3 protein-coding genes and 2 pseudogenes are annotated in these 3,754 nt (G+C 41.8%); all 5 read right to left on the bottom strand.

The window, feature by feature from the left end:
- Positions 1-533, bottom strand: a pseudogene (locus ACEW8S_RS09325) (transposase); the annotation flags it as partial.
- Between the two features lie 878 nt (positions 534-1,411).
- Complete coding sequence (locus tag ACEW8S_RS09320) at positions 1,412-2,767, bottom strand: erythromycin esterase family protein (RefSeq protein WP_373517880.1); 1,356 nt, start codon at positions 2,765-2,767, stop codon at positions 1,412-1,414.
- A 34-nt stretch (positions 2,768-2,801) separates the two neighbouring features.
- Entirely contained in the window at positions 2,802-3,053 is a 252-nt protein-coding gene (locus tag ACEW8S_RS09315) for a helix-turn-helix domain-containing protein (protein ID WP_373517879.1), read from the bottom strand.
- Positions 3,054-3,061: 8 nt separating this feature from the next.
- A pseudogene (locus ACEW8S_RS09310) lies at positions 3,062-3,265 on the bottom strand (integrase core domain-containing protein); the annotation flags it as partial.
- 69 nt (positions 3,266-3,334) lie between these two features.
- Positions 3,335-3,754: Crp/Fnr family transcriptional regulator (locus ACEW8S_RS09305; RefSeq protein WP_373517878.1), on the bottom strand; the 420-nt coding region annotated here is incomplete at its 5' end.

Here is a 3,754-nt window from a genome sequence, read left to right as displayed (position 1 = left end):
AAAGGTCAGCCCTAGCGACCTGTAGACACGGTGGACCCGTTTATGGTTCCATGGCTTTCCTTCATTGCGCAAACGGTCGTAGGCCTTCCAAAAACCTTCCTCCGAATGTTCCCTTGCCTTTTGTTCCAAAGCCTCTTCTATCTCGCTATCGTCTTTCGGTAAAGGTCTGTAATAATAGACGCTCTTGCTCATGTTCAATACTCGGCACGCCCTGCCGGTGCCGTAATGGACAAGCTCTTTTGTGATACTGCGCCTATGGCAGGGCTTTAGAGCTTTCTTTAGATGATCTCCTTTGCCATTTGGTGGTCCAGCGCCAGACTGGCGTACATCTGCTTGAGCCTGCGGTTCTCCTCCTCCAGGTCCTTTAAACGTTTGAGCTCCTTGGAACTCATACCTGCATATCTGCTGCGCCACTTGTAGAAGGCCGAAACGCTGACCCCATGTTCACGACCGATTTCCTCGACTCCCTTACCGTTGTCGAACTCCTTTAAGATCTTTGCGATCTGCTGCGGTGAAAACTTGCTCTTCCTCATACCGTTTAAAATTAAGATTATTATTCTACTTTTAAACAGTTCGGTTTTAGGGGGAGCTTACAACCTTAATTCATTTTTTATATCAGACTTTTTCAGTTCCACCGCAACTTTTTCATCTTGACTTTTCGAATCGGTTTTTCAGCTATATGAGGAAAGTCCTAAAATCAATATGAGAAGTGTTTTGTTCATCGTTTAATTAGACTATTGAAGGGTTTCGGAATACAAATCCCTAAACCTGGTTTTTGACTTCGATTTATAATGAACCTCCCTACAGCTCCAACTAACCTTCTCTCCACTATCCCGGTCTAAAAATCCATTACCAAACAATACTATTTGGTTTTGTCTTAGGATTGGTACTACAGTAATGAAAGTTCATACCATAAACATACTTTTTGATAAAATTGCCACGAACGCCGCGCTAAAAGCAGTGACGTCCTAGGTTTTAAATTGTTGTGTACCGATGGTAAATATAAGATATAAAATACAGTAACGTTGCCAAATTGCCTTTAGCGATTGTTGGGTCGTGGCATCACCATAGTGGCAGCTACAAGCTGTCGTTCCCTGCAACCCCCTGGGCAATTTGGTTTAGCGGGGGGGGATAGGAACGGATATGATGCGGGGCTTTGCATGGCAAAGTATAGCAGCATAGGTCAGCTTTAGCGAAATTTGACACAACGGTTACGGCTTGCTGCTGTTCTGGTATTTTATGATGTCCTGCCCGGAACCGCAGCCGATTGAAAAACCAACGATGAAGATAACTGCTAAAGCTCAATTATATTGTTCTGCCCTAACAAAAGATGACAAGCGAACAGAACGATGAACATATGTTCGTCTGCCAGCATAGCAGCAAACCGAATGTTAGGCGATGTATTCGGTGTTCAAAATCCTATTCTGCCTGCACTTCTTTCCAGCGCATTCTTCGTAGGATGTACAGGAGTGGAACGTTCAATATATAAAATACCGTCGTAGAAATCCTTTATATTTTTTGTATCAAAGTTTTTAACCGGGCCTCTATATACCCAGTGACCATTATTAAAGCGAATTGGAGTTTCCAGCCATTTTTCCACTACAGAGTTCGAGGCAATGCTGCGTAGGTTGAGGAACAAGCTCTTTTTGCCTGTACGCCTTAAATACCAACCAAGGGATTTCGGCACAGGATGAATGGTGTCGGATTTGAGTACACCCCAAAAGCCATCAGGTAACTCTACCCTTGTTTGAAATGTACCCTCATAACATTCAAAAGCAATTGCGTAATATCTATCCCCAAGTGCTTGATACAGATTGTAGCCCAATTGTTTATTATCAGAGCGTTTTGAGATATGCCCATTGTGTTGCCAAACTATGAACTTAGTATTCGGCCTTTCTTTTTCAATGAAATAAAGTAGGTTTTGTGCCATGTACTCATCTCGCGTTAACTTTTTTGAATCCAGTGTGGCAGGTATATCTTTTACATTGACATATAGTCCTTGCTCCATAACTTCAAGATATTTGTAGGTCTGCTCCCATTCTTTCAAGGAAGAAGCAGCAACCAATTTGTTTTTGTTGGCGGTGAAATACCCTACTAACTCATGCAGTGGAATAAAAGTTGACTGTAAAGCATTTTGATTCAATCGGGAAGGCCATTTTTCGTCTTCTGATGCAAGCACATGAAAGAGTGAATCGGTAGCAGCAACTCTATTAGGTGCGTACTTCGCTAAATAGGCCCGTACTTTTTCTCTTCCCACTCCGTTGCAGCATAATACATCCATTCCATAAAACTTTACTTTCTCTTCATCCGAAACTTTTTGATTATACGCTCTCATCCAGTCCAGCATCGCTAGAAATTCCTCCGTATCCCATGGCATGTAGCCTTGATTCGTAAGCGCTTTCGCCAGGTCTCCTTTTCCCGTGAGTATATAATCATTAATTGGCTGACAGGCCGAATAGCTGGATTCAAGGGCAAAGGCAGTAAATCCCATCTCTTTAACAAGAAACTCAACTAAGCGGTGCTTCATGGTAAAAAACTCCCTAGTACCGTGGGTAGCTTCTCCTAGTCCTACCACTGATACACCCTGTAATGTTTTTTTTAATGATTGCAAGTCAGAAAAGTTATTTCCGGCTTCTATGTATTTAATGGTAAGAGAGTTTTTTCTCAACCAATCTGTTACTACTTGAACAGTATCCTGTGCAAAGGAATTGTGTGATATGAGCAAAGCAATTACCAAATAAAAAAAGCAATAGGGAATTCGTTTCATAAATTTTTGTTTTAGTGTCATGCATTTATTTCGATTAAAGAGCATATAGGTGAACAAATCCTGTTTTACTCGTAAACTCATCAGCTGCACTTACGAAAATATGGGCAGGTGCCGTAATAAGGCCTCTTGCCTTTAAAATTCTATAAACGCTGGATTCGGACATAAAAACCTGTTGTTCATCGGTAATTTTATAAGCTAGCTCCTGTAGACTTCCCTTATTTCGAACCGTTCGTTGATCCAAAATTATGGTTTTTTCCGTTTCAAAATGGATCGGCTTTCTTTTCATAATATACTTTAAAAGCCGATCCATTTTGAAATGCGCCCAGCGGCAGCGACACGTTCGTTCTGTGCGTATTCCACCCGTGGTATCCTTCCCAGTCCGTCGTGCGGTCTGTGATGGTTGTAATCCTCCAACTATATCCGCGTTTGTTCGCGTACCTGGTCTATGTCCTCGAAGATGTACTTGTTCAGCACACCTCTTCTGTACGAGCCGTTAAAGGGAATGTTCTTGACTGTTAGACTTTTAGATCAGAAGTTGGGTTAATGATAAATCTAAATCCACAAGGCTTAGGTTAAATGTCCGATCTTTTTAAGTATCACGCTTCCCCTGAGCAATTCAACAACTCCCTTTTTTTCGAGTTCCTTGAGTAATCTTGAAATTACCACCCTAGTGGTTCCCAGTTCGTTGGCCAATCTTTGGTGCGTCAGCAGCACTTTTTCATCCCCCTGTCTATGATGATATTGGATGAGATAGTTGTATAATCGCTCATCGATATTCTTAAAGCTTAGATCATTGATCGTATTCAGTAATTCGGTATAACGGTTTAAAAAGGTCTGGATAATAAATCCGTTCCACTTGGGATATTTAATCTGCCATTCGCGCACCTTGCCCGTCGGGATCAGTAATAATTCAGATTCGCGTTCCGTAATGGCATGAACCTGGCTATGTAGATTTGCAAAGCTTGCCACTATGGACATCATACAGGT

It is taken from the genome of Pricia sp. (assembly GCF_041745955.1).
Lineage (GTDB): Bacteria > Bacteroidota > Bacteroidia > Flavobacteriales > Flavobacteriaceae > Pricia.
This window is presented reverse-complemented; position numbering and strand designations above follow the sequence as displayed.

Bases quoted from the DNA above. Each gene is read 5' to 3' on its own strand.
- ACEW8S_RS09315 (WP_373517879.1), bottom strand. From the start codon at position 3,053: ATGAAAAGAAAGCCGATCCATTTTGAAACGGAAAAAACCATAATTTTG.
- ACEW8S_RS09320 (WP_373517880.1), bottom strand. From the start codon at position 2,767: ATGAAACGAATTCCCTATTGCTTTTTTTATTTGGTAATTGCTTTGCTC.